This is a genomic window from Pseudomonas sp. PME37.24/006, from assembly GCF_055556635.1.
This window is the reverse complement of record NZ_JBVHNL010000154.1, coordinates 1-263: the sequence shown is the minus strand read 5'-3', so window position 1 is coordinate 263 and position 263 is coordinate 1. Positions and strand designations below refer to the sequence as shown.

Sequence of the window (263 nt, the reverse complement as noted above, 5' to 3'; positions counted from 1 at the left end):
GAACATTCTGTTGAGGGCGTGCATGTTCTCGAGCGTTTCGTCCAGGGTGCGGCTGTCGCTGCCGTCGCATCTCAGGTGCTGCAATGGGCCGTGAAGGAGCTTGTTCACTATGCCCGTGCTCAGCTCCTCGATGGACCTTCTCATCTTCTTGTTGAGATTGTCTTCCCCGATCTTCTGCAGGCACTTCTCGAGTTCGGATGCCCTGATCCTGTCGGCGTACGACCTCAGCTTTTTGATGGTCGGAACGGTCTCCAGCGAGTCCC

At 57.0% G+C, this 263-nt stretch carries 1 protein-coding gene; it reads right to left on the bottom strand.

What is annotated here, in order from left to right:
* Positions 1 to 263: glutamyl-tRNA reductase (locus tag ACZ3GY_RS24220; protein ID WP_465912314.1), on the bottom strand; the 263-nt coding region annotated here is incomplete at both ends.